This is a genomic window from Paenibacillus sp. JNUCC 35, assembly GCF_058269095.1.
This window is the reverse complement of record NZ_CM177771.1, coordinates 5,064,372-5,087,519: the sequence shown is the minus strand read 5'-3', so window position 1 is coordinate 5,087,519 and position 23,148 is coordinate 5,064,372. Positions and strand designations below refer to the sequence as shown.

Below are 23,148 nucleotides of genomic sequence, written 5' to 3'. Positions count from 1 at the left end.
GTTAATTGGATAAAAAAGCGCAAACCCAGACCTCGTCTGGGTTTGCGCCGTTTAATTAGAAAACTATTAGAAATAGCCGGAAAGGAACTACTGAGCGGATGAGAAGCCTTTCATTCTGTTTTCTCTCCGCTATCCTCCGTTTATCTCGGGTTTTCTTGCGCTTACATTAATGAATCGCCAAATACTTGGAATAGCGGATGACCCTGCGGACGGACGGCCTGATTTTACTGCCCCCGTCGAGCGCGGTATTGTCGTTCTTCGACGGCTTCGAATTGACTTCCAGCAGCCACACCCGCCCGTCGGTATCGACAGCGAGATCGACCCCAAGCTCGCCGAACAGGGCGGGAATATGCGTCTGTATGCCTTCCGCTACGGCAAGGGCCGCTTTACGAATCTGCGCCGAGATCTTCTTGTGGTCCGCGGCCGGCAGAGAGGTGCGGGCGAGCGCCTCCATAACCGTGCTGAGCGATCCGCCGCGGGCCAGGTTGGAGACGAAGTGATTGGCCCCCGCAATCCGGGCGACGACGGACGTGATCGCCCATTCTCCCCGCTGGTCCTTCTGGACGAGGGCGCGGAAATCGACGGGACGGCCCCCGACCTGCACGAGCTGGAGGCCCTGCTGGATCTGGTAGCGGCTCGTTTTCAGCTTCCCGGCCTGGGCGTTGAACAGCTTCAGCAGACTCGGGTACACTTTGCGGCTCGTACCGTTCAGCGTAGGGATTTCACAGCTGTACGATTCCCCTCCCAGCGCGGAGACGCGCAGGATGCCTTTGCCGAGGCTTCCCAGCACGGGCTTGAGGAAGACCGTGGCGTGCTTTTTGCACATAGACTGCAGCATGGCATAGTTTTTGAAGAGATACGACTCGGGAAGAAAGCTTTTGCACGCCGCTTCGTCTTTTAAAGCCTGAAACACTTCCGTTTTGTTCAAATATTTCTCGTTAAACACTTTGGCGCCGTAGTTTGCTTTGGCATCCCGGAAAAATTGCTGGACCTTCGGCCGGTTTTCCAGAATGCGCGAGGTGAGCCGGTTATAAATAACGGAAGGCATCGGGAAAGTTTCTTTTTTCCAGCTCCCGAAGGCATAGTGCCAGCCGTTTATTCGCGGGCTTCCCGGCTTTATGCCGTCAACGGAGAAGAAAAAAACGCGGGCTCCCTGCTCCTTGCTCGCTTCATCCAGCTCTTTGCAAAAAGCCGTGATTCCTCCGAACAGGTTGGGTGAGGAGGGCTGAAGCGTTTTGACGAGTACGCCGATCAGCGGGTTGGAGGGGCCCGTTTTCGCATGGATTTGTGCCTCAAGAAGTTCATCTTCGGTCAGCCCGTCGAGACAGCCGGTCTCTGCGGAACGGGGCTGCTGGCTTTCAGCGGTATCCAAGGCGGAGATTGCTTCCTCCGGTCCCGTTGAGCCGCCGGGGGGCGGGGCTTTGCTCCCGGAGGATTGCGGATCCACCCGGAACAGTCCAGCCGGAAGTGGTGATGCTTGCCGCTTTTTGCGGGACGGAACCTGTTTGGCCATATATAATCCCCTTCTCCAAACGAATCTCCTGCAAGCATTTTATTAGAAGGGGAGGGTTGGTGTGCCTGTACACTGCCGCGGATTTACCAGATGGACAGTTTGAGGAAATAATGAACGTTCAGCGACAGGAGGCCAAGCGCCAACTGCACGATCCCCAGCCACAGCGTTAACGTCTGTTCCCTGTACCAGCCGCTTACGGCATACATCCGCTTGACGATCCAGAGGAGCATCAGCCCCGATACCGCAAAATAACCTCCGAGATCATGCAAAAAGCCGATTTTTAGGATAAAACCGCCTCCTATCTGAACTGCATGCCGGTCCGGTTGATGCGGACCATGGTCTGAAAGGTGGAAACGGCGGACGGTCAGATCATCGTTATATTGAAGAACATTTTGAAAAAGCTTCAGATTTTCCTCGATTCCCGTGGAAATCTGCTTGCCGCTCAAAATATCTTCTATATAAAGGCTCGGTACCGCTATCCGCGGCTCGGGCATGGGGCTGCCGGTTTTACGGTTTTTCATCCAGTTCCACATCATCGTTCTCCTCCTTTCTTGGGCGGGTTAGGGGAATGGACCAAGACAAGCAAAAAAAGCCTATGCATGAAGCACAGGCTTTTGCGTAAGCGAACTCAACAGGATGCCGGAGCCGACGATTTCAAAGAAATCCGGATGTTTATTGATGTCTGACCGGTGTTTTAAACGAGGCCTAATTATAAATACATCGGCCGGTTCATTGGAGTTATTTCTCGTAAGGCATGTTCTGGTAATAGAAGTTCGGGGTTTTCCAGATGTTCTCATACTTGCTGTGAAAAATAGGCGTAGTCGCCGGAGATACCGGGGGAATCAGCCACGTCCAGTCTCCCGTTACTTCTCTTCCCGCCTGGGCTTCCTGCTGCTCGAATAGCTGAAACTGCTGGGCTGCCGTATGATGATCGACAATGGATACGCCGGCGTTGCGGTAAGAATGATACACGGCGGCATTCAGCTCAATCAATGCGCGGTCCTTCCAGAAGGTCGCATTCGAACCGGTATCCAGCCCCATGAGGGAAGCCGTCCGCGGAAGCAGGTTGTATCTTTGTTCGTCAGCCAGGTTGCGGGCACCGATCTCGGTTTCCATGTACCAGCCGTTAAAAGGGGCGGCGGGATAAGAGATACCGCCGATTTCCAGCCGCATGTCGGCGATAATGGGCACGGCGTACCATTTCAGCTGCAAATCCTCGAAACCCGGCAGCTCGGGATGACGGAGGGGAACCTCCAGCACGAGGTCGCGGGGAAGCTCGAACCACCGGGGAGCATCGTCGCCGATCTGGATGACCAGCGGAAGCAGATCGAAGGGCGTTCCTTCGCCTTCCCATCCCAGCTCCCGGCAAATTCGTGTGAAGGGGATGGAGTTCGGATCGCCGACCGGTCCGTTCTCCGTCTCGTAACCGGCGTAACGGATGAGCTGGTGGTTCCAGATGCGTACGGGACAATTGCCGTCCTTCCCGGCGGGAGGGAGTACGGTGATGGCCGGACGGATTTTTCCGTCATTCGTGGCAAAACGGATATGCGTAAGCAGAGAGTCGCGCACTTCTTCGAAGGTGCCGGTATGACGGCCGTCAAATACACTCAGCGTGTTCCAGAACAAACGGCCGATGCAGCGGTTGCTGTTGCGCCAGGCTAATTTGGCGCCGTACTCCAGTTCTTCCGGCCTATGTACGTAAGTGCCGGTTTCTTCGATTTGGGCGCAAACGTCGAGCCATCGTTCTTCGGCTTCCTGTTCGCTGCGGCCCCATTCGCTGTAACAGGTATAGAGGAAGGCGCGGGCTTTGTCCGCGATGTCGTTAGTTGAGTTCATTCGAATGCCTCCTTGGTTCAAGGATCGGCACGGGGTAGTCCGTTAGTCCTTGCTATATAATGAGCGTAACATAAATTCGGAGGCGCAAAATCGACAGTTTTGGGAACGCGTGCGCCGCCCTGTCAGGATGTCTCCCGGCGGCGGTTTTCATACGGGACGGAAGGGAGCGAGCGGATGCCGAAGAGCGGGGCTGCTGCGCATGGGCGAAGCGGGCAAGGGAGCGGGACAGCGATGTCGTGCGCGTGGGCGCGCAGGATGCGCCCGCGGAACGGGCGGGAGCGGAGCTGCTGCGCCTGGACGAAGCGGGCGAGGGAGCGGGACAGCGATGTCGTGCGCGTGGGAGCACAGGATGCGCCCGCGGAACGGGCGGGAGCGGGGCTGCTGCGCATGGGCGAAGCGGGCGAGGGAGCCGGCTAGCGACGTCGACGCGTGGTCGCGCAGCCGCGGCAAAAAGGCCGCCGTAACGTCCCCGGCGGCCCTTCCTTCACCCGCGCAGAGCAAAAGCTCCTGCGCGTTCATACATCGGTGACCGGCCCATATGGGTCCGGTACACCACGATCTCTTCCGCCGCCCAGGAGGCGGAAGGAGGCTCACCCGGCGCGTCCAGCAGTTCACGCGCCCATTTGCGCCCGCCTGTATAGCGGCGGGCGAGCGTGATGTGGGGCCGGTAGGGCCGGTCCTCCGGCTCGAAGCCGAGCGACGAGCAGGCCGCCTCCACATCACGCTGAAGCCTTTGCAGGGCGTCCAGATCGCCCTGCAGGCCGGCCCAGAGGATGCGCGGGGCATCCTTCGGGCCGAAGGTTCCCGCTCCCGCCGCGGTAAGCTCCAGCGGAGAATGAGCCTCTGCCGCTTGTTTGAGCAGAGGGGAGAGGGCGGGCAGGGTAGACCGGGGCGTGTCGCCGATAAACTTCAGCGTGATATGGAAGTCCTCCGGATGAACCCATTTGTGGAAGGGGGTTCCTGAATTTCTCAGCCTCTCGGTCCAGCCGCTCAGATTCTCCCTGACGGGTCCGGTCAGCGGAACGGCGACGAACAGGCGCTCTAACGGATCGGTCATGTCGGATTTGCTCCTTTTGCGTAAGCTTCTTTTAATTTTGGCGGAAAGGCCCGTATCCATACAACTTTCTCTTGATGGTGCTGGCGAATACTGCTATCATAGCGATAAATCAAATGAAGCAGAGGGTGTGGAGAGAAAAATGGGAAACCGTGCTTACAATTTTAACGCCGGTCCGGCGGCTCTGCCGTTGGAAGTGCTGGAACAGGCGCAGAAGGAATTTGTCGACTTCCGCGGCATCGGCATGTCGATTATGGAAATTTCGCACCGCAGCGCAGAGTACGAAGCGGTGAACAACGAAACGCAAAACCTGCTTAAAGAATTGTTCAGCATTCCGGACGGCTACAAAGTGCTTTTCCTCCAAGGCGGAGCAAGCACACAATTCACCATGATTCCCATGAATTTTCTGCAAGCCGGGCAAACCGCGGCCTACGTTCAAAGCGGCGCTTGGGCGGACAAAGCGATCAAGGAAGCGAAACTTTTTGGGGAAACCGCGGTTGCGGCGAGCTCGAAAGATCAGAAGTTCATGCGCATGCCGGATCTCGGTGCGCTTAACCTGTCCGATCAGACGGCTTATCTGCATGTCACGTCGAACGAAACCATCGAAGGCTCGCAGGTTCAAAGCTACCCGGACACCGGCAGCATTCCGCTCATCGCGGATATGTCCAGCGATATTCTCAGCCGTCCGGTCGACGTCTCGAAGTTCGGCCTGATTTACGCGGGGGCTCAGAAGAATCTAGGTCCTTCGGGCGTAACGGTCGTTATTTTGCGGGAGGATATGCTGGAGCGCGCGAATGCGAACCTTCCGACCATGTTCCGCTACGACACCCACGTGAAGAACGATTCGCTTTACAACACACCGCCTTCTTATTCGGTGTATATGATCAATCTGGTGCTGCACTGGATCAAACGTCAGGGCGGACTTGCCGCGCTGGAGAAGATCAACCGCGACAAAACCGACCTGATCTACAACGCTATCGATGCCAGCGGCGGCTTCTATCAAGGCTGCGTCGATGCGGACAGCCGTTCCAGAATGAACATTACGTTCCGTCTGCAATCGGAAGAGCTGGAAAAGCTTTTCGTCAAGGAGTCCCAGGCAAACGGATTTGTCGGTCTCAAAGGTCATCGCAGCGTCGGCGGTCTGAGAGCCTCGACTTACAATGCGGTACCTTACGAGTCGTGCCAGGCACTCGCCCAGTTTATGAACGATTTCAGCAAGCGCAACGGGTAATGGTTTACAAACAGGCATCCTTCTTTATCATGACCGGAAAACGGGGCCCCGCAAAGGGCCTCGTTTTTGTGCTGCCGGAATACGCTCCTACCGGGAAGCTGCGGCTTATCCCGGGATCGGCAATTATCTGAAGATCATCCGGGGGATTTCTTCAGGAGCTTCTGAAACCGTTGCAAGGACAGCGCGCGACTTTCCCGAGGAACCGGAACGGGAGCCGGAGAATCCGGCACGTTCTTGAACGTCCGCTTTGCAGGACTTGAACAAGCGTTTGAAAGTCGCGCGCGCTTCTGTCCCGGACTGCCCGCGAAGCGATTATCCCTGGGCCGTAAAGCCATACAAAAGGAACGGCGGAATCATCCGCCGTTCCTTTTTACTCCTTGTGTATGCTTGTATTCCGGGAGGCCCTCAGGCAAAACTCTCTTTAATGGCGGGTTCGGTCAATTTGTAGCCGACGTTGCGGATGGTCATAATATATTCGGGTGTCCGGGCGTTGGCCTCGATTTTATCTCGGAGATGTGAGATGTGGACATCGACGATACGGGTATCGCCGAGGAAATGATAATCCCAGACGCCGTGCAGCAACTGCTGGCGGCTCAGTACTTTGCCTCTGTGCTTGCAAAGGAACACAAGCAGCTCGAATTCTTTGGGGGTCAGATCAACCGGCTTGCCCGCGCAGGTTACCTCGCGCTGATCGGGACGGATGCTGAGCTGGCCGATCGTGATCGGAGCTTCTTCGCCCGAGGCCGGGAGGGTCTGGATGCGGCGGATGATCGCCTGAATGCGCGAAATCAGCTCCTGCGGACTGAAAGGCTTGGTCATGTAATCGTCGGCACCGTTATCCAGTCCGGCGATTTTATCCGATAAATCTTGCATGGCGGTGAGCATAATGATGGGAACGAGATTGTTCTGGCTGCGCAGCTTGCGGCAGACCTGCAGGCCGTCCATTTTGGGCAGCATCAGGTCGAGAACGATAATGTCGGGACGGAACTGGCCGATGACGTCAAATACGGCCTCACCGTCATATACACACTGGACTTCGAAGCCTACGAGCTTCAGATTGAACTCGATGAGCATGGAGATCGAAGGTTCGTCGTCTACGACTAGCACTTTTTTCTTCATGAATCGGTCTCCTTTGGGTTCGGTTATTAGCTCTATTATCGCATCTATGTATCACGGTCATATTAAGAACACGTAAAACGAGTGTTAAAATTGCGGAGCGGAAAGTGGTATACTAGCAGAGGAAAGAGGTGAACGTGCAGCATGGCTTTTCACATCGTATTGGTTGAACCGGAAATTCCGGCGAATACGGGCAATATTTCCCGGACCTGCGCAGCGACGGGAACTTACCTGCATCTGGTGCGGCCGCTCGGATTTTCAACGGACGACAAAACACTGAAACGGGCTGGGCTCGACTACTGGCATTCCGTCAAACTGGAATATCACGATTCTTTTGACGAGGTCAAAGAGAAATATGCCGGAAGCCGGTTCTTTTTTGCCACCACGAAAACGGATAAGCGGTACACGGATTTCGAATTCCGCGACGGCGATTTTTTCGTGTTCGGCAGAGAGACGAAGGGGCTCCCGCCCGAAATTCTGGAGGCCCACCCCGGCCAGACCTTGAGAATGCCGATGTCGGATGCGGTCCGCTCGCTCAACTTGTCGAATTCGGCGGCTATCGTCCTGTTCGAGGCGCTCCGCCAGAACGATTTTCCGGGACTCCGGTAAACAAAGGGGTTTATCATGTTTTGAGATCATTCATACATTACATGAGACAAATTATAGGTTCGTGGATACAGCTAGAACAAAAGATAACCCCTTGATTCACAAGGGGTTATCTTCTTTTTTTGAACGAAATTATTTTCAAATGTAAAGCTTTATTTGGAAAAATGGGTGGGCCCAGTTCCGGAGTGAACCTCTTATACAAAGTGGATTGGGATTTTTTTGATAAAAAGTAAGCATGCAAAAATTAGAACTAGATCATGACAAGGAGCAAATGGGATGAAACTTAAGATAATAATCATTCTTGCAGTATTTATAACAATTGGAACTGTCCTTGTCGTACATAAAAATACTTCTAGTGAATCTGACTATTAAGATATGTTTATCTTGTTTACAGATCAAAATCTTTTGGTGAATGAAAGGACGGATAATTTAAGTATCGGTTCAAACATCTAAATTACATGCCAATAAACATATTTCTGCTGAAAGGAGCCCAGTTTTCTCCTCTAAATCCAGTCATGCCTTCTAAGTTAACAAAACAAGGGAGTACAGTATACATTATACCAGACATAGCATTTACCCTAAATGCTAAGACGTATCTCATCATGGAATTGTCAGCAGGTGTTATCATTGCCATATCGGGGCGTATTGCGTTCTCTGCTGTTAGTGCATCCTTCATTCCTACGCTCGCGATACCAACAGGACCCATATTACTTCTAATCCAATAATTCGAAACATTTGTTGCTGACGCTAAATCAGCTCGCTTATCATATGTCAATAAAATTTGATTCGAAGCAATTTGTCTTGCCTCCAAAAGAATTGGATGAGGAATCATCTGTCGCTCTGTATGAAAACTTAACATTTTTTAGCCCCCACATTTTGATGAATTAGTCAAATGACCAATTTCATTTTATGAAGGATTACTTGTTTCGGTTCATAATAAATAGTCAGTAAGTCATTCCACTATGCTGAAAGACCAGCGTGAAGAGCAGGATAATCAAGGCCCCGGCGGATGCGGGAATGGCTTCGTTGATGTCGGGGCGCCAGAAAATAAACAAGAGAGTGCCGAGAAAAGTGAGAATCATAATCGGGATAAGGAATTCATCCATGTCTGGTTTCACGTCCCTTCTTTCCGAAAAGAAGGGACTTACGAACGGAAACTAGCTTCCCTAGTTTTTTTCCCTCCTTTATACTTGTCTGCTATATTTATAAACGGGATCTAGTTACAGGCAGAAGTGGGCCGGAAGGTTCATTTCGGATTCTTGAAAACTAGAGAGCCCGGGATTCGTTACGGGATTGCATGAGCCTAAAGCAGCAGTGCGGTATTCGCGGAAAGGGAAGCCGGGCAATTTTTTCGGGAAAATTTACTAGGCGTATAGGCATATCCGGGCTAATTTGCGAGCCGGACAAAGGTTCTTTTGCTCTGGTGCTTTGGAATCTTGTAATCTTCTCCGTTTTGTATCCCCAAATAAAAAGAATATAACGAAGTTAGAAGGAATTAGCAGAAATTTGGCGAATAAAAATGGGTAAAGATTGCAAAGCCGATTATACTTCGGTGAAATGAGGTGAGTGGCACAATGATGAAACCAGCTGGAGTTGTCCGTAAAGTGGATCAGCTTGGACGTATCGTATTACCTAAGTCGCTGCGTAAAAGATACCAAATGAACGAAGGCGATCCGGTCGAAATTTTAGTACAAGGGGACCATATCATCCTAGAGAGATACCGCCCGAAATGCGTATTCTGCGGTGAGATGGATCATGTTAACGAATTTAAAGAGCGTCACATCTGTTCCAATTGTCTGGGTGAAATGAACGCAATGAAACAACCGAGAGTCTAGTAGGGCTTATTGCCTATTTTTACCGAGAAGATCGAACACAGAAGTTAAAAAAACGCCGTTTCCTTAGGGAGACGGCGTTTTTTTATGACACTGTCTTTTTTTTGACCCCCTAATAGCAAGGGGATATGGTAAAATCAGGACAGATCTTTCAGATGCGGAATAGAGAGGAGAGAGAGCCGTGATGAACATAGACGGCATAGGATTTGGAAACGGACCGGGGCTGTTCGGTCTCATGTCGGTGTTGTTCCCTATCTTTTTCATCGCCATTCTGGCTTTTATCGGATTTACCTTAGTGAGGAGTATTTTGCAGTGGAACCATAACAACAAGCAGCCGATACTGACGGTAGAAGCGCGGGTCGCCACGAAGCGCACGGAGGTATCCCACCACCATTCGGCTTCGAACGAATCCATGCACAGCCATTCCACGGACACGACCTATTTCGTCACGTTCGAGGTAGAGAGCGGCGACCGGATCGAGTTTCGGGTAAGCGGGTCCGAATACGGCCAACTTGTGGAGGGGGATATGGGGAAGCTGAATTTTCAGGGCACCCGTTATCTCGGTTTTGCGCGGCACCGGGTGGTCAGTTATCCGTAAGCCTTGGCGATCGGATTCTGATGCAGGCCGAATCGACTAAAGGGGCTGAGAAATCAGCCCCTTTTTTGCCCGGTACATTCTTGTTCAATGCCGGAAATGATTTCGAAAGCTCCGCCCGATTTGTTGGAACAAACCACGATAGAACGTGCCTCTTCGGGATAATAAACAGACCTGAAGTTCACGCCCGGATCATACCCCATTAAAATATACTTCTCTACGTCCTGCTGCCGAAGCTTCATTCGAAGTCCGTATCCATAGTAAATATCGTTGGTTATATGCACATGGGGCTGCAACAGCGCAGCGGTCGTTTCCTCGTTTATTAATTCATAATTCATTAAACTCTCCCAGAATCTCGTCATATCCGGTGCCGTTACATAAGCGCCGCCGTCCGAGCCGCCTTTGGCGGGAAGCGAAAATACATTAGTTTTCCAGCTTCCGTCTTCGTGATCGATATAGCCGGCTGCCGCACGTTCAGGCAAACAATCCGCTTCGAAGTATCCGGAATCCATCATGCCCGCTTTGGCAAAAATAAATTTCTCTACATAGTCGCTGAATGCGAGTCCGCTGAGGTGTTCAACAACCAATCCCAAAACAATATAGCCTCCGTTGTTGTAATGGAACACACGGCCGACCTCATGCTTCATCTTCTTATCCGCAAACAAGGGGAGGAAATCTTGAGGCCGTCTGACGCGGTACATGGGATAATGGGTCCATAAGTCTTCGAAATTATCCATAGTCTCTTCATCGAAATAGTCGGCTATTCCAGAAGTATGAGTTAACAAATGATGAATCGTAATTTTTCGATCAAAATTTTTGAACTCTAAAGGGAGACAGTCCTGCAGCCTGGAATCGTAAGAGAGTTGACCTTTCTCCACTAGTTGGCAGATTGCTACGGCTGTAAACAACTTGCACCCGGATGCTATTCCAAAACGGGTATCTGCCCGGTTACGAATCCCTTCGGAACGGTTGGCATAGCCGTTGCTGAAGGCAGCGAGGATCTCGTCCTTGTTTTTTGCAAGGGCTGTACCGGAAAATCCGATTGCCTCTTTAAGGCTTTTCATGGACTCGGTGATGATTTCTTTCATGTCGCTTTCCTCCGCTCTTTGTACATGAAACGATATCGTTCCCATGTCTCCCTGCTCCCATAAAAAAATCCCCACCGCAGCCGGACAGAACAAGAAATTCATTCTGCTTGCTAGGGTGGGGATCATTTCATATCCAGGGCTTTCGTTTATTTCCGCATAACGGGCGAAACTTACAGGCCTTTGGTTTTATCCTCGTTGTACGAAGATGTGAAGATGGCCACGATAAACATGGTAAGCACTGCAATAATGATCCAGAAAGCATGAGACATCCAAGCGCACCTCCAAGTAAACATACGTTAGCCTAATTATACCCAATCACCGTTCAAAAGAAAATGACAAAAATGTGAACAAGGTTATTACATCATCGGCTGGTTGGCTTTCCGGTATTCATTCGGCGAGCAGCCGGTCACTTTTTTGAACACTTTGCTGAAATATTTCTCATCGCTGTACCCGACCATTTCGCTGACCTGGGAAATCCGCAGGTTGGGATTCATCATGAGCAGCTTTGCTTTGTCGATGCGGATGGCGCCCAGATAGTCGGACAGATTCGTGCCGAACTCCTGCTTGAACTTGCGCGAAATATATTCACGGGAGAGGAAAAAACGGCCGGCGATATCCTGCAGGGAAATTTCCTCGTGATAATGCGTCTGCAAATATTTCGCGATGTCGTAGATGACGTTCTTCTCGCGGTGCTGCCTTTTGAGCAGTTGCTTCGAAAGCTGGACGAACGAATGCGTCAGCTCCTGCTGCCAGTCGGCAAGCGAGAGCGTGCCCTGTTCGTTCAGCGGGACGGTGGTCTCCCCGTTCCCGGTTTCCGAGCGCAGCTCCGCGAGCAGCTCTTCGGGACCGTCCGGGAAGAAGTCCTCGATCCATCGGCCCCGCATGGTGTCCGCTTCGCGGCGCCACTGCTCGATCTGCTCGAGCGTAATGGCGCTCAGGCTCCGCACGCCGTCGAACCACGCCTGCACGGCGGAGGAGATCTCTTCGGCGCTGCCGCTGCGGATCGCCGTGCGGATCACCTCCTCGAAATCGCTGAAGCGCAGCCGCCGGGGCTGGAGGCCTTCGGGCCGGACAGCCTCGTGAATCCAGCCGCCGCGGCTGAGCAGATTGCGCTGGCGCAGCGCGTCGCGGGCTTCGCGGTAAGCCGCCGGAAGGCCGTCCGGGAAGGCGTGCGCTCCGCTGAGCCCGAAATCGAGCCGGCTGTGCAGGGCGGTCAGGATGCCTTCGTTGATGTCTCCGAGAAGGGCGGGGACCTTGTCCGGCTCGCCCCACACCAGGAGCACGATCTCGTTGGAGCTCCAGTAGCGGAAGGCGGCTCCGCGGCTGCGGCGATGCAGAAACTCGTTGCAGATGTTGATCAGCGAGAAGAAGAGCAGGTCCGTGTTGCGGCCGAATTTGTTCTTCAGCTTCGTCTCCATCGTGACCATGCTGAGAATGGCGATGCGGCACGAGCCCGTTCCCGCCGGAAGGCCCCAGTCGGCCTGCAGATCCCGGACGGCGCCCGGATTCTGTGCGGGCTCGTCGAGCAGCCCGGACAACTGCCGGTCCCAGTAGACCGGCTTGATGCGGTTCATCTCGATGTTCCGCTCCAGGCTTCGGGACCGTTCACTCTCTTCTTTGTTCCAACTGGCGACCGCTTTGGCCAGCGCCTCGTTGACCTGATCCGGATCGATCGGCTTCAGGATATAGTCGGTTCCGCCGTATTGGATCGTATGGCGGACGAGAGCGAAATCGTCGTGGCCGCTGATTACGATTGATTTGGCGGAAGGGTCGTTGGCCTGCAGCCATTGGAGCAGCTCCACGCCGCCCCTGACCGGCATCATCATATCCGTGATGATGATCTGGGGCTTTTCGCGTCCGATCACCTCAATGGCTTCTTCTCCGTTCTCCGCCTCGAATATTTGCGAAATGCCGTGTTCTTCCCATTTGATCAGCATCCGCAAGGCATTGCGGACATGTTTCTCATCGTCTACGAGTAATGCGATCATGTTGTGGTATCCTCCCCGAGCGGAATGCGCATCGTAATCCGGACGCCATGCGGGTCCGTATTTTCAAGTGTCAGCGAAGCTTGCGGATCGAAGTAAAGGCGCAGTCTCGTCCTCACGTTGCCGATCCCGATTCCGCCTTCTTCGTCCATCCCGGTCTCCTCGCGCATAACGGCAAGTCCGGCTTGCAGCTCCGTCAGCTTGTCCTCCGGGATGCCGCGTCCGTTGTCCTCGACTTCCACGAAGAGGATGGGCCTTGCGCGGGGCCCGCCGGAAGCGGGCGACGCGTCGGCCGCAGCGGAATCTTCGTCCGGCCGGGATGCCGGCGCGTTTCTCAGAGCGGCGTCGTCGGCTGCGGGTCCGCTCTCCGCGCCGATCCCGCCTGGCCCCGCTTCTCCGTCCGGTTTGAGCGGGACCTCATCGGGTCCCGTCTCACCGCCGGGTTCGAGCCGGACCCGCACAGTCAGGTGGCCGGGGCCGAGCTTCGGATCGAAGCCGTGTTTGAAATAGTTTTCAACCAGCGGCTGAACGATCATCTTCGGAACCATGATGCCGAGAGCGGCTTCGTCCAGTTCGAAGTCCGTGCGGAATTTACCCTCGAACCGCTCCTTCTGGAGTTCCAGATACGCTTTCACATGGCCGATTTCCATGGAGAGCGGGACGGCTTCCTGGTTCGTGTTCATGCTGTAGCGCATCATTTTCCCCAGCGAGTTGATCAGCGAGTAGATGCGCGGGACGTTATGCTGGAGAGCCAACGTACCGATGGACTGCAGCGCATTGTTCATGAAATGCGGGTTGATCTGGGCCTGCAGCGCCTTCAACTGATTCGTTTTATTGGCGATGTTCAGCCTGTACTCCCGCAGAATCAGGTTGTTGATCGTCTCCATCATCGTACGGAACCGGCGGACCAGAATGCCGATTTCATCCTGCCCTTCGCCGTCTACGCGGGCCGTCAGATTACCGGCCTGGATCTGGTTGATCGTTCCGATCAGTTTTTTGATCGGGGCGGTAATGCGGATCGTCACGAACAGAGTGGCCGCAATGACGAGCAGCAGGGAGACCGCCGCGATGATGATATTGATCTGGGTCAGGCTCCGCGCCCCTTCATACAGATAGCTGTGCGGGATTTCCTTTACGAGCGTCCACTTCATGTAAGGGGTGTCCATTTTTTCGTACAAATAAACCGACTTGTTCAGTTCCAGCTGTCCGCGCGTTTCCTTCGACTCCAGAATCGGGGCCGTCCAGGCATCGGAGAGGGGCTTGCCGATCAGAGCGCTGTCCCCGGAATAAACAACCATGCCCGACTGGTCGAGCAGGTAAAGACGTTCGTGCTGCTTGTTAAAAAGCTGATCGGCAATGTCCTGAATCGCCTCCAGCTTGATATCGATCGACAAAGTCCCCAGCCATTCCGTCGTCGGGACGTTGAAGATGGCCCGGTGTAATGTAATGACGGGGCGGGGGTCATAATAAGGTGGACTCTGCCCCAGGCCGTAAATGGAACTCATATGCGTGGGCTCCACGACGGAAGACGGGTTGCCGGTCGTATACGGCTCGCTGAAATTATCCGTATCGTAGCCGCGCTTCGGAATATCCCCGATGAGCAGCGTAGACCTGCGGGCTTTTGCCATATAGAAATAGATCTGGTAAATGCCGTCCGCGGAGTGAGTCATATTTTGCAGCAGGGTATAGGTCTGGGCTTCGTTCGTGTAATCATGCACATTCCGCCGGAGCATCAGAAGAATGCCCGGATCGGTATAGAGCGACAGCGAGTTGCGGTTCAGCGTGTCCATGTACGCCTGTACATTCGTTTTGCCCTGGTAAATCAGGTTCGCGTTCTCCTGAATCAGCTTCGTTCCGACCGAACGGGTGGTGTAGAAATACGTGACGATCATGGAGATGACGATCGGAATGACGGTTGCGGCCAGCATGAGCAGGATGAGGCGTGTACGAATGCTGCTTTTGTTCATCGGGCAGACTCCTCAGATCAATATATTCCACCTAACGGTTCACCTCGTGCGGTAGTGGGGAGCGGGTGGAGCGCCCTATACTAAATACACAACCTTCCGTAGAAAAAGGAGGAAGACAGATGCATAAGCGTTCATCGCAATGGGGTCAGCAATTATTTTTTCTCGGACCTGCGGTCCTGTTCTTTACCCTGATCATTATCATCCCTTTCCTGCTCGGCATGTACTACTCGTTCACAAACTGGAACGGGGTATCCGGCGAAGTCAGTTGGGTGGGCTTTGATAATTTTAAAAGAATCTTTACCCAGGATCAAGATTTCTGGAGTGCGTTCTGGTTTACCGTCCGGTTTACGATCGTGGGCGTCGTACTGTCCAATCTGGTCGGATTCGTTCTGGCGTATCTGCTGACGAGACCGCTTAAGACCCGGAATTTCCTGAGAACCATCTTCTTTATGCCGAACGTAATCGGCGGGCTTCTACTCGGATTTATCTGGCAGTTTATTTTCGTAAAAGGGTTCTCCGCTATCGGTGAAATGACGGGAATCGGTTTCTTCAACCTACCGTGGCTCGGAGATTCGACCACCGCCTTCTGGGGCATTGTCATCGTGTTCGTCTGGCAGACAGCCGGGTATTTGATGGTCATTTACATCGCGGCTTTCAGCAACGTGCCTAAAGATGTGATCGAAGCGGCGCAGATCGACGGAGCTACGCAGGGACAAGTTCTGCGCTCCATTATGATTCCGCTCATCATGTCGGCCGTTACCGTCTGCCTGTTCCTCGCCATCTCGTGGACGTTCAAAATGTTCGATCTCAATTTGTCGCTGACGAAAGGCGGGCCTTTCCGCTCGACCGAATCCGTCGCGATGAATATTTACAGCGAAGCGTTCCAGAACAACCGGTACGGTCTCGGAACAGCCAAGGCGCTGGTGTTCTTCATCGTCGTCGCGGTCATCACGTGGCTGCAGGTCCGATTCACGAAAAGCAAGGAGGTCGAAGCGTAAATGGAAGCACAAAACCGTTACTCCGGGCGTGTGTTTATCGCCGAAATCGTAACGTTTGTCATCGCTCTTCTGTTCCTTGTCCCGTTTTACTTCCTTCTCGTGAACTCCGTGAAAAGCTTCGGCGACCTGCTTTCCAATGCCGCCAGCTGGCCGGAATCGTTTCACTTCGAGAATTACAAGCGGGCCTGGAGCATCACCAAATTCCCGACCGTCTTCTGGAACTCTCTGATCGTTACCGTGATCAGTAACATCGGCATCGCGCTCATCAGCGCCATGGCGTCGTACCGGCTGGTGCGGTATAAAAGCCGCCTCAACCAAGTCCTGTTCGGCATGTTCGTGGCCGCGATGGTCATCCCGTTCCAGTCGATCATGATTCCTCTCGTGAAGGTCCTCTCCGGCGTAGGCTTGATGGACAGCCTGTGGGGCCTGATCATCTGCTACCTGGGATTCGGGGCGCCGATGGCGATCTTCCTCTTCCACGGATTCGTGAAATCGATTCCTTTGGAGATCGAAGAGTCGGCTGTCGTGGACGGAACGTCCCCTTACGGCGTGTTCTGGCGCATCGTGCTGCCGCTGCTTAAGCCGATGTTCGTAACCGTCATCATTCTCAACGCTCTCTGGACGTGGAACGATTATCTGCTGCCGTCGCTCGTCCTGCAAAATCAATCCCTGCGGACCATTCCGCTGGCCACGTTCTCGTTCTTCGGCCAATATATGAAGCAGTGGGATCTGGCTCTGCCGGCGCTCGTGCTCGGCATTACGCCGATTATCATTTTCTTCCTGGCCATGCAGCGCTATATTATCGAAGGCATTACGGCCGGATCGGTTAAAGGCTGACATACGGATCTGACAAAGCGTGTGAGGTCAATTTGTTCCACTCAACAGATCAACAGCCTACGTGTTAACGGCTTTTTCCGGTCTCTATAATAAAGAAGAAGTCATCGAGAAAGAAGCAAGACCATAAAGGGAGGTTTCACCATGAAAAAGCTTTCTACACTCGCACTCGTTTCCGTATTCGCGATGTCCACCGTGCTCGCAGGCTGCGGAAGCGGCGATTCTGGTAAAACCGCGGAAGGCGGCAATGCGGCCGAAGGCGGAACGAAAACGATTAAAATCTTTCAATTTAAAGTTGAAATCGCGGAAGCACTGAACAAAGTCAAAGCCGAATACGAAAAAACGCATCCCGGCGTGAAGCTGGACATCCAGACCGTAGGCGGAGGCGCGGATTACGGCGCGGCGCTTAAGGCGAAGTTTGCTGGCGGCGATACGCCGGACATTTTCAATAACGGCGGATTCCAAGAAATGAACACGTGGATGGAGCATCTCGAAGATCTCTCCGACCAGCCCTGGGTAAAAGACCTTGTTCCGGTTGCGAAAGAACCGATGACCAAGGACGGCAAAATCTACGGACAGCCGATGGGACTGGAAGGCTACGGCTTCATTTACAACAAAGACCTGTTCAAGAAAGCCGGCATTACCGAGCTGCCGAAAACGCTGACTCAGCTCGACGAAGCCTCGAAGAAACTTCAGGCGGCGGGCATCACGCCGTTCGCGAACGGCTACCAGGAATGGTGGGTGCTGGGCAACCATACGCTTAACGTCGCGTTCGCCAACCAGCCGGATTCCAACAAATTTATCGCCGGCCTGAACGCCGGAACCGAGAAATTCAAGGGCAACCCGGTCTTCGAGCAGTGGACCAGAATGGTGGATCTGACCCTGAAATACAGCAACAAAAATCCGCTGACGACCGACTACAACACGCAGGTCACGATGTTCGCGAACGGCCAGGCCGCTATGATGCAGCAGGGCAACTGGACGCAAGTTCAGATCGACGGCATTAACAAAGATCTGAACATCGGCATTCTGCCGATGCCGATCAGCGACGACGCGGCTCAAACGGACAAGCTTTATGTGGGCGTTCCGAACAACTGGGTCATCAACAAGAACTCCAAGGTCAAAGCCGAAGCCAAAGAATTTTTGAACTGGCTCGTCTCTTCCGATGCCGGCAAAACGTTTATCACCCATGACTTCAAATTCATTCCGGCCTTCACGAACATCGAAGCCAAAGCCGAAGATCTCGGCGACCTGGCCGCGGATATTATGACGTACAGCAAAGAGAACAAAGTTCTGGGCTGGAACTCCTCCAAGTATCCGGAAGGCGCCATGCAGGAATTCGGAGCCACGATGCAGGCTTATGTAGCCGGCAAGAAAACGAAAGATCAAATGTTCGACGACTTCCAGAAAACGTGGGACAACCTTAAGGGGAAAACCGCGCAGTAAGGAAAAAGCTTAAGAAACGCTTGCGATGTGAATCGCAGGCGTTTTTTTGTGTGTGGTACAAAGGAAGAACCAGGAAACGGAAGAAAGGCGGTTCCCCTACTTGGAAAGGAACCGCTTTTGTTTATTCCGGATCACGCACCTCGTGTAAGGGCCCAAAAAAGAAGGGCCAGACCGCTAACGGCAGCGCCGAAAAGGCATACTCCGCTCCAGCCGACACTGGCGTACAAACTTGTCGATGCAATCGCCCCGGTAGCGCTGCCGAGCGAGTAGAAGATCATATAACCGGCAGTTAACCGGCTGCGTGCCTCGGGGCGTACGGTGAAGATCAGGCTCTGGTTCGTCACATGGACGGCCTGGACGGCAAGATCGAGCAGGATGACACCGATGACCGCGGCTGCCAGTGAATGGGGCGTGAATCCGATAAAGCCCCAGGACGCTAGCAGCAGAACCAGCGCCAATCCGGTGGTTCGCTGTCCCAAACCCCGGTCGGCCAGCCTGCCCGCTCTGGCGGCGGCTAAAGCCCCGGCTGCTCCGGCAAGGCCGAATGCGCCGACAGCCGTATGGGAAAGCGACAGCGGAGGCGCGCTGAGAGGGAGGACAAGGGCGGTCCACAAGGTGCTGAACGCGGTAAAGATCAGGAAAGCCAGGACAGCGCGTATCCGCAGCAGGCGTTCTTCTATAAACAAAGCGAAAACCGACCGGAGCAGCTGCGGATAAGAAAGTTCCGTCTTTTTGTGAAGAACATCCGGCAAAATCCGGTACAGGGCGGCGCCCGTCACGAACATCAGCAGTGCCGAGGTGAGATAAACCGATCTCCAGCCGGCCAGGTCCGTCAGGGTGCCGGCGAAGGTTCGCGCCAGCAGGATGCCAATTACGATGCCGCTCTGCACCACGCCTACGACGCGCCCCCGTTCAGCGGAGGAGACAAGGGTGGAGGCATAGGCGACAAGCACTTGAGTCACGACGGCGAGAAGCCCGACAGCGGCCATTCCGGCCAGCAGTACCGGAGCGGACGGGGCGGTGCCGACGATCAGGAGAGCGCCCGCCGAGAGCAGCATTTGTACGACGATTAGCCGCCGCCGGTTCAGCAGATCTCCGAGGGGGACGAGCAGCAGCAAGCCCAGAGCGTAACAAATCTGAGTTACGGTAACGACAAGGCCCACGGCAGCGGGAGCTACCCCGAATTCGGACGCAAGAGCGTCGAGCAGAGGCTGCGCGTAGTAAATGTTGGCCACGGCAAGCCCACATGCGGCGGAGAAAAGCAGCGCCTTCGAAGCGGACAAGGAAGACGGGGCCGAAGCCGGAACGGGGAGTGAGGCTGGAGCCGAAGGCGATGCGGAATGGGATTGCGATTTCGGTGGCGACTTTGGTGACGATGCCGAAGCAAATACCGAGGTCGATGCCGGTTTCAAAGCCGATGCCGACGTCTGATTTTGATGGTGAGCCGCAGCCGGCATCGGGACTGAAGCTTCTACAACGGCAACGTCTGACGCTGCTTTCGGATCGGATGCGCCATCCGTTTGTCCGGCGGGAGAGCCGATTTTGCAGGGGGTAACCATGTTCATTTCACTCCTTTGGGTGAATTTCAAAGTTTATAATATACTGAATGGTACATAATGATTGTTAAATTACCAGTAAAAAACACATCTGTCAAGGGACGTTTGAAGACGCAGCTCAAATTTAACAGAGCAGTGAAACCCTATTTTCAACCTATGTTAGGAGTGTATACAACAGAAGCCCTTGATTTATTGACAAGAAGCAGAAGGGAAACTAAAATGATAACATACTGAACGATATATTAAGGAGTGTTCCTATGGTCCGGCAAAGAGAATTCGATGAGGATGCTGCCTTGGATGCGGCCATGCGGTTGTTTTGGGAAAAAGGATACGAGGCCGCTTCGCTAACCGAATTGACGGCCAGAATGGGCATCCAGCGGCCGAGCATGTACGCCGCTTTCGGCAGTAAGAAAGAGCTGTTCGAGGCCGCTCTGCGCAGCTATACACAGGCTCACGCCGCCCGCGTCCGGGCCAAACTGCAAAGCCGCACTTCCGTGAAAGACGCCTTTCGAGCTTTGTTCGAAGGGATCGTAGGGGATGAATATGAGGGAAGTCTGAACCGGGGATGCTTCAGTATTAACACGATGGTGGAGCTGGCGCCCCACGATGAGAAATTCGAGATTCTTACCAGGGAGCATCAACTGTACCTATCGGTAATTTTCCAGGAAACGATTGAAAGGGGCATGCGCGCGGGGGAGCTGGATGCGGCACTGGAAGCAAGAGGAACAGCCCAGGCTCTGCTGGTTTCGCTGATCGGGCTTACCGTCATGCTGAAGTCCCGTCCGGATAGGCAGTTCGCCGATAACACGGTAAAGACGGTGCTAACCTTGCTTCGCTGACCGGCTGGAAAGAAACCATGACGTATCAAGGGCGCGCGGTGTTCGACGCACGGCACCCGGTACTCTTCATGCGGGCGGTGTGGTGTCGGAAAAAAATCACTTGAACCCGATGAGAGCGTAATCGAACCGATTGCTTTTTGTAAGCGAAGGGTATAGTAAAGAGAAGGTTTGACGTCGTTTCACTTGTCTCTCTACTATAAAAGAAGGTGACTTATGACCTACGATTCGATTATTGTCGGCGGAGGAATTGCAGGCCTGCAGGCGGCCATCCAGCTTGGACGCTACGGTCATCGCGTCCTGGTTATTGACGCGGGATACGGCCGCTCCACTCTGTGCGCCAACTACCATAACGTGCTCGGCTACCCCGACGGGATATCCGGCGAAGAGCTGCGACGCACGGGCCGGGGCCAGGCCGAGGCGCTGGGCGTCGCGTTTGTCGAAGGACTGGCCGTCCGGCTTGCGGGCTCGCTGGAGTCCGGCTTCCGCGTCGGTGTGCGGAAGCTCCTGCCGGACGAGCGTGGCGGCCGGCATCCACTGGCGGCACACGATCCCGGCGGGCAGGGGCTGCCCGATGAGTCCGGGGCCGGGCCGGACTCCGAATACACCGGTGCCGCGCTGCTGCTGGCTACCGGTGTGATGGATCGCTTCCCGGAGCTGTCGGGGCTGCGGGAATGCCTCGGACATACGGTGTACGTATGTCCGGACTGCGACGGCCACGAGGTGGCGGGCCGCCGCACGCTTGTGCTGGGCGCGGGCAACCCCGGCGCCGGCATGGCCTTGACCCTGCGTCCGCGGACGGACAAGCTCACGTTCGTGAATCACGAACGGAGCCCCGTTAACGCGGACCTGCAGGAGAAGCTGGAGCGCGCCGGCATCGACACCGTCGCCGGGCCGATTGTCGCCATCCTGGAGGATGGCGGCAAGATCGGCGGCGTGGAGCTGGCCGGCGGCGAGACGCTGTCCACCGAGAGAGGATTTCTCGGCTTCGGCGGCAATGCCGTCCACTCCGGTCTGGCCGCGCAGCTCGGCGTGGAACGGATGGAGAACGGCCATCTGCTGGCCGATCCGCGCAGCAAAGAAACGAATATCCCCGGCGTCTACGTTGCCGGAGATATCGGTGTGCACGCCGAGCAGCTTACCGTTGCGATGGGCGAAGGCGCCATGGCGGCTATCTGGATGAACAAAGCGATCCGCAAGAAGAATAACTGACCGCACGATAAAGGCGGAGGACGGCACCTGTCGGACAGGAGGCCGGTCCCTTCGTCTTTTTTAGTGCCCGCGGCGTTGGACGACTTGGATTACGCGAGGGCTCGGCGTGACGTGACGTGGCGCGGCGCGGCGCGGTGTGACAATCCGGCCGATTTCTTTTTTTAGATAAAAAAATTTCAGAAGAAGGTTGTAAAAGCCGGACTCCGTTCGCCTTATTAAGTGAAGGAGCAAAGCCGTGCCTTTTTTCAAGGCCTGGCTGTCCGGCGGGAGACGCCCGGATTAGCTCCTACCTTTAGAATGAACCTGAGGAGGAACCAATCTATGGCGGAGTATGCGAAAATTTTACGGTGGACCAAGAGCGATGCGGTTTACGGGCTGAAAACGAATATCCAGCTGCCTTCCAGCGCATCGGTCGGAACGACCGGCGGTTTTATTAATTTTTACCTGGGGGTTTACGGGTCCAATACGAATTACGAGTGCGGCCTGTCCACGAACTATACGGAAGCGCAAAACGGCAAGTGGCACTGGTTCTGGAACACGGGAGCCGCCAACGACGGCGGGGCCTTCAATCTTGCGGCCGGAAGCACCGTGCCCATCGAGCTGTCCGTCAACAGTTCGAACAAGCTGGACTTCAAAGTAAACGGCACCGTAGTGAAAACTTTTTCCGGCGCGACGGGCTCTTTCGGTTCGCTTACGAGTGCGCGGCTGGTAGTCGCGGCCTGCGACCGGTCGTTTACGACGATTCCGAATCCTCTGCCGAACTGGAATACGCTCCATAACCAGGTGGTGTGCAGCGGCATCAGCTTCCGAAACAGCGCGGGTGTGTGGACGGTGCTTTCCTCCGCGAACTCGACGCCGCCTTCTTCGACCACGTTCTGGCCGGACGGCTACACCCATACGGGAACACCGCCGGATTACACCAAGGTCGTGTCCACCGGCCAACTGATCGCTTCGCTCAAGCGGTAAAACGAATAAGAGCCTTCCCCGGTCGTCTAAGCCGGGCGAAGGCTCTTTTTGCAGCTGGCATGGCGGGACAGGCTGCGTGGAAATAAGCGGGAAGCCTTGTCAGCGCTATGATTCGGGCAAATTTTGAAATCTATCGTGCGTAATATTTAAAAAAATGTATGATATTTCTATAAATACTTATTTAATGAGGTGAGTGTTGTGATTGACCGCCCGAATTCGAATCCGAATCCTGAGAAAAACCCGTGGGGTCTGACGATCCGGCTGCTCAATATTTTGCTGATATTGGCCATAGCTGGCATAGTCGTTTTTGTAGGCTTATGGTTTGTTGGTATTTATGGGTTAAACATATAGGGGAGTCGGCTTCTTTGCTTAAAAATAAGCGTTTAGCATATAAGCAGTGTGCCTTTCGGATTTTGAAAGAACATCTTCAAACGCCAAAGTCCCACCGCTAGGGACCGGCACGTTGTGCTGCAGAGA

At 54.2% G+C, this 23,148-nt stretch carries 23 protein-coding genes; 12 read left to right on the top strand and 11 right to left on the bottom strand.

From position 1 onward, the window contains the following. Positions 1 to 166: 166 nt before the first annotated feature. The 3 genes from AC2TF6_RS22970 to AC2TF6_RS22960 form a co-directional block, all read right to left on the bottom strand. Positions 167 to 1,372 carry a YheC/YheD family endospore coat-associated protein gene (locus AC2TF6_RS22970; RefSeq protein ID WP_491308656.1) on the bottom strand — a complete coding sequence of 402 codons (1,206 nt, stop codon included), beginning with the start codon at positions 1,370 to 1,372 and terminating at the stop codon, positions 167 to 169. Between the two features lie 224 nt (positions 1,373 to 1,596). Continuing rightward, positions 1,597 to 2,049 carry a hypothetical protein gene (locus AC2TF6_RS22965; protein WP_491308655.1) on the bottom strand — a complete coding sequence of 151 codons (453 nt, stop codon included), beginning with the start codon at positions 2,047 to 2,049 and terminating at the stop codon, positions 1,597 to 1,599. 202 nt (positions 2,050 to 2,251) lie between these two features. Beyond that, the gene (locus tag AC2TF6_RS22960; RefSeq protein WP_491308654.1) at positions 2,252 to 3,349 is read right to left on the bottom strand and encodes a nitric oxide synthase oxygenase; all 1,098 of its coding nucleotides are present in this window, start codon (positions 3,347 to 3,349) and stop codon (positions 2,252 to 2,254) included. Between the two features lie 231 nt (positions 3,350 to 3,580). On the opposite strand from AC2TF6_RS22960, the gene AC2TF6_RS22955 reads away from it, so the two are divergent. Next, on the top strand, positions 3,581 to 3,766 hold the full coding sequence (locus tag AC2TF6_RS22955; RefSeq protein WP_491308653.1) for a hypothetical protein: 186 nt from the start codon (positions 3,581 to 3,583) through the stop codon (positions 3,764 to 3,766). Positions 3,767 to 3,833: 67 nt separating this feature from the next. Here AC2TF6_RS22955 and thpR read toward each other — a convergent pair whose 3' ends face one another. Then, the gene (thpR, locus tag AC2TF6_RS22950) at positions 3,834 to 4,406 is read right to left on the bottom strand and encodes an RNA 2',3'-cyclic phosphodiesterase (RefSeq protein ID WP_491308652.1); all 573 of its coding nucleotides are present in this window, start codon (positions 4,404 to 4,406) and stop codon (positions 3,834 to 3,836) included. Between the two features lie 139 nt (positions 4,407 to 4,545). Between thpR and serC the strand changes: the two genes are divergently transcribed. Beyond that, on the top strand, positions 4,546 to 5,634 hold the full coding sequence (gene serC, locus AC2TF6_RS22945; RefSeq protein ID WP_405080143.1) for a 3-phosphoserine/phosphohydroxythreonine transaminase: 1,089 nt from the start codon (positions 4,546 to 4,548) through the stop codon (positions 5,632 to 5,634). Between the two features lie 405 nt (positions 5,635 to 6,039). On the opposite strand, the gene AC2TF6_RS22940 is transcribed toward serC, so the two are convergent. Further along, on the bottom strand, positions 6,040 to 6,753 hold the full coding sequence (locus tag AC2TF6_RS22940) for a response regulator transcription factor (protein ID WP_009676211.1): 714 nt from the start codon (positions 6,751 to 6,753) through the stop codon (positions 6,040 to 6,042). 141 nt (positions 6,754 to 6,894) lie between these two features. On the opposite strand from AC2TF6_RS22940, the gene trmL reads away from it, so the two are divergent. Next, positions 6,895 to 7,359, top strand: a complete 465-nt coding sequence (gene trmL / locus AC2TF6_RS22935) for a tRNA (uridine(34)/cytosine(34)/5-carboxymethylaminomethyluridine(34)-2'-O)-methyltransferase TrmL (protein ID WP_491308651.1) — start codon at positions 6,895 to 6,897, stop codon at positions 7,357 to 7,359. A 451-nt stretch (positions 7,360 to 7,810) separates the two neighbouring features. Here the strand turns inward: trmL and AC2TF6_RS22930 are convergent, their stop codons facing one another. Beyond that, positions 7,811 to 8,215 (bottom strand): hypothetical protein, encoded by a 405-nt coding sequence (locus tag AC2TF6_RS22930; protein ID WP_491308650.1) that lies wholly within the window; start codon positions 8,213 to 8,215, stop codon positions 7,811 to 7,813. A gap of 85 nt (positions 8,216 to 8,300) precedes the next feature. Beyond that, positions 8,301 to 8,474: a hypothetical protein gene (locus AC2TF6_RS22925; protein WP_491308649.1), complete on the bottom strand. Its 174-nt coding sequence runs from the start codon at positions 8,472 to 8,474 to the stop codon at positions 8,301 to 8,303. Positions 8,475 to 8,933: 459 nt separating this feature from the next. Here AC2TF6_RS22925 and AC2TF6_RS22920 point away from each other — a divergent pair, with 459 nt between their 5' ends. Next, positions 8,934 to 9,191 carry an AbrB/MazE/SpoVT family DNA-binding domain-containing protein gene (locus AC2TF6_RS22920; RefSeq protein WP_170318711.1) on the top strand — a complete coding sequence of 86 codons (258 nt, stop codon included), beginning with the start codon at positions 8,934 to 8,936 and terminating at the stop codon, positions 9,189 to 9,191. Positions 9,192 to 9,369: 178 nt separating this feature from the next. Further along, a complete protein-coding gene (locus AC2TF6_RS22915; protein ID WP_491308648.1) occupies positions 9,370 to 9,786 on the top strand; it encodes a DUF2500 domain-containing protein in 417 nt (138 codons plus the stop codon). Positions 9,787 to 9,839: 53 nt separating this feature from the next. On the opposite strand, the gene AC2TF6_RS22910 is transcribed toward AC2TF6_RS22915, so the two are convergent. The 3 genes from AC2TF6_RS22910 to AC2TF6_RS22900 all read right to left on the bottom strand — a co-directional run bounded on the left by AC2TF6_RS22910 (position 9,840) and on the right by AC2TF6_RS22900 (position 14,823). Then, entirely contained in the window at positions 9,840 to 10,871 is a 1,032-nt protein-coding gene (locus AC2TF6_RS22910) for a serine hydrolase domain-containing protein (protein ID WP_491308647.1), read from the bottom strand. Positions 10,872 to 11,227: 356 nt separating this feature from the next. Further along, positions 11,228 to 12,859 carry a response regulator gene (locus tag AC2TF6_RS22905; protein WP_491308646.1) on the bottom strand — a complete coding sequence of 544 codons (1,632 nt, stop codon included), beginning with the start codon at positions 12,857 to 12,859 and terminating at the stop codon, positions 11,228 to 11,230. Further along, complete coding sequence (locus AC2TF6_RS22900; RefSeq protein ID WP_491308645.1) at positions 12,856 to 14,823, bottom strand: cache domain-containing sensor histidine kinase; 1,968 nt, start codon at positions 14,821 to 14,823, stop codon at positions 12,856 to 12,858. Before AC2TF6_RS22900 ends, AC2TF6_RS22905 begins: the two co-directional genes overlap by 4 nt. A 119-nt stretch (positions 14,824 to 14,942) precedes the next feature. On the opposite strand from AC2TF6_RS22900, the gene AC2TF6_RS22895 reads away from it, so the two are divergent. The 3 genes from AC2TF6_RS22895 (at position 14,943) to AC2TF6_RS22885 (ending at position 18,101) form a co-directional block, all read left to right on the top strand. Then, positions 14,943 to 15,821: a carbohydrate ABC transporter permease gene (locus AC2TF6_RS22895; protein WP_009676154.1), complete on the top strand. Its 879-nt coding sequence runs from the start codon at positions 14,943 to 14,945 to the stop codon at positions 15,819 to 15,821. Continuing rightward, complete coding sequence (locus AC2TF6_RS22890; protein ID WP_491308644.1) at positions 15,822 to 16,658, top strand: carbohydrate ABC transporter permease; 837 nt, start codon at positions 15,822 to 15,824, stop codon at positions 16,656 to 16,658. It begins immediately after the preceding gene. A gap of 141 nt (positions 16,659 to 16,799) precedes the next feature. Beyond that, entirely contained in the window at positions 16,800 to 18,101 is a 1,302-nt protein-coding gene (locus AC2TF6_RS22885) for an ABC transporter substrate-binding protein (protein ID WP_491308643.1), read from the top strand. A 131-nt stretch (positions 18,102 to 18,232) separates the two neighbouring features. Here AC2TF6_RS22885 and AC2TF6_RS22880 read toward each other — a convergent pair whose 3' ends face one another. Next, positions 18,233 to 19,384: an MFS transporter gene (locus AC2TF6_RS22880; RefSeq protein WP_491311708.1), complete on the bottom strand. Its 1,152-nt coding sequence runs from the start codon at positions 19,382 to 19,384 to the stop codon at positions 18,233 to 18,235. On the opposite strand from AC2TF6_RS22880, the gene AC2TF6_RS22875 reads away from it, so the two are divergent. The 4 genes from AC2TF6_RS22875 to AC2TF6_RS22860 all read left to right on the top strand — a co-directional run bounded on the left by AC2TF6_RS22875 (position 19,326) and on the right by AC2TF6_RS22860 (position 22,671). Next, on the top strand, positions 19,326 to 19,532 hold the full coding sequence (locus tag AC2TF6_RS22875) for a hypothetical protein (protein WP_491311739.1): 207 nt from the start codon (positions 19,326 to 19,328) through the stop codon (positions 19,530 to 19,532). The genes AC2TF6_RS22880 and AC2TF6_RS22875 overlap by 59 nt on opposite strands. Positions 19,533 to 19,914: 382 nt before the next feature. After that, complete coding sequence (locus tag AC2TF6_RS22870) at positions 19,915 to 20,496, top strand: TetR/AcrR family transcriptional regulator (RefSeq protein WP_491308642.1); 582 nt, start codon at positions 19,915 to 19,917, stop codon at positions 20,494 to 20,496. 213 nt (positions 20,497 to 20,709) lie between these two features. Continuing rightward, positions 20,710 to 21,705: an NAD(P)/FAD-dependent oxidoreductase gene (locus tag AC2TF6_RS22865; protein WP_491308641.1), complete on the top strand. Its 996-nt coding sequence runs from the start codon at positions 20,710 to 20,712 to the stop codon at positions 21,703 to 21,705. A gap of 321 nt (positions 21,706 to 22,026) precedes the next feature. Next, a complete protein-coding gene (locus AC2TF6_RS22860) occupies positions 22,027 to 22,671 on the top strand; it encodes a hypothetical protein (RefSeq protein WP_491308640.1) in 645 nt (214 codons plus the stop codon). The last annotated feature ends 477 nt before the right edge of the window (positions 22,672 to 23,148 follow it).

Excerpts from the sequence above, each read along its gene's own strand:
- AC2TF6_RS22870 (WP_491308642.1), top strand. The coding sequence starts at position 19,915 with ATGGTCCGGCAAAGAGAATTCGATGAGGATGCTGCCTTGGATGCGGCC.
- AC2TF6_RS22890 (WP_491308644.1), top strand. The coding sequence starts at position 15,822 with ATGGAAGCACAAAACCGTTACTCCGGGCGTGTGTTTATCGCCGAAATC.
- AC2TF6_RS22965 (WP_491308655.1), bottom strand. The coding sequence starts at position 2,049 with ATGATGTGGAACTGGATGAAAAACCGTAAAACCGGCAGCCCCATGCCC.
- AC2TF6_RS22940 (WP_009676211.1), bottom strand. The coding sequence starts at position 6,753 with ATGAAGAAAAAAGTGCTAGTCGTAGACGACGAACCTTCGATCTCCATG.
- trmL (WP_491308651.1), top strand. The coding sequence starts at position 6,895 with ATGGCTTTTCACATCGTATTGGTTGAACCGGAAATTCCGGCGAATACG.
- AC2TF6_RS22900 (WP_491308645.1), bottom strand. The coding sequence starts at position 14,823 with ATGAACAAAAGCAGCATTCGTACACGCCTCATCCTGCTCATGCTGGCC.
- AC2TF6_RS22905 (WP_491308646.1), bottom strand. The coding sequence starts at position 12,859 with ATGATCGCATTACTCGTAGACGATGAGAAACATGTCCGCAATGCCTTG.
- AC2TF6_RS22930 (WP_491308650.1), bottom strand. The coding sequence starts at position 8,215 with ATGTTAAGTTTTCATACAGAGCGACAGATGATTCCTCATCCAATTCTT.
- AC2TF6_RS22865 (WP_491308641.1), top strand. The coding sequence starts at position 20,710 with ATGACCTACGATTCGATTATTGTCGGCGGAGGAATTGCAGGCCTGCAG.
- AC2TF6_RS22875 (WP_491311739.1), top strand. The coding sequence starts at position 19,326 with ATGTTGGCCACGGCAAGCCCACATGCGGCGGAGAAAAGCAGCGCCTTC.
- serC (WP_405080143.1), top strand. The coding sequence starts at position 4,546 with ATGGGAAACCGTGCTTACAATTTTAACGCCGGTCCGGCGGCTCTGCCG.
- AC2TF6_RS22955 (WP_491308653.1), top strand. The coding sequence starts at position 3,581 with ATGTCGTGCGCGTGGGCGCGCAGGATGCGCCCGCGGAACGGGCGGGAG.
- AC2TF6_RS22920 (WP_170318711.1), top strand. The coding sequence starts at position 8,934 with ATGAAACCAGCTGGAGTTGTCCGTAAAGTGGATCAGCTTGGACGTATC.
- AC2TF6_RS22960 (WP_491308654.1), bottom strand. The coding sequence starts at position 3,349 with ATGAACTCAACTAACGACATCGCGGACAAAGCCCGCGCCTTCCTCTAT.
- AC2TF6_RS22860 (WP_491308640.1), top strand. The coding sequence starts at position 22,027 with ATGGCGGAGTATGCGAAAATTTTACGGTGGACCAAGAGCGATGCGGTT.
- AC2TF6_RS22885 (WP_491308643.1), top strand. The coding sequence starts at position 16,800 with ATGAAAAAGCTTTCTACACTCGCACTCGTTTCCGTATTCGCGATGTCC.
- AC2TF6_RS22910 (WP_491308647.1), bottom strand. The coding sequence starts at position 10,871 with ATGAAAGAAATCATCACCGAGTCCATGAAAAGCCTTAAAGAGGCAATC.
- thpR (WP_491308652.1), bottom strand. The coding sequence starts at position 4,406 with ATGACCGATCCGTTAGAGCGCCTGTTCGTCGCCGTTCCGCTGACCGGA.
- AC2TF6_RS22895 (WP_009676154.1), top strand. The coding sequence starts at position 14,943 with ATGCATAAGCGTTCATCGCAATGGGGTCAGCAATTATTTTTTCTCGGA.